Below are 282 nucleotides of genomic sequence, written 5' to 3'. Positions count from 1 at the left end.
GTGAACCTGAAAAACATCCTTGGCCAGATCAAGGCCTACTGTCTTAACTGTCATTGAGTGGCTCCTTTCCTAGCAGTCATTGATAGCTGCACTTTGGCACATTCGATGCCGGTGGAGCAGGAGCCACCCACCTCATCCGCTTTGGTCACGTCCGTCAAGGTGGTGTAATTTGTCGGGTGGCCTGAGGTCATGATCAGGCGGCTTTTATGCTGAGAATTGGGTCTGTCTCCTCGTTGTCGATCTGAGCGAATGCCTCGACCATCATGTAGCGGCTGGCGGTTT

The 282-nt window shown here is 52.8% G+C and carries 1 protein-coding gene; it reads right to left on the bottom strand.

The window, feature by feature from the left end:
* Positions 1–50 precede the first annotated feature (50 nt).
* On the bottom strand, positions 51–282 hold a 232-nt coding region (locus tag AB9K37_RS13335; protein WP_369839626.1), incomplete at its 5' end, for a hypothetical protein.

The sequence above is a fragment of the Donghicola sp. XS_ASV15 genome (genome assembly GCF_041224595.1).
GTDB lineage: Bacteria > Pseudomonadota > Alphaproteobacteria > Rhodobacterales > Rhodobacteraceae > Donghicola.
This window is presented reverse-complemented; position numbering and strand designations above follow the sequence as displayed.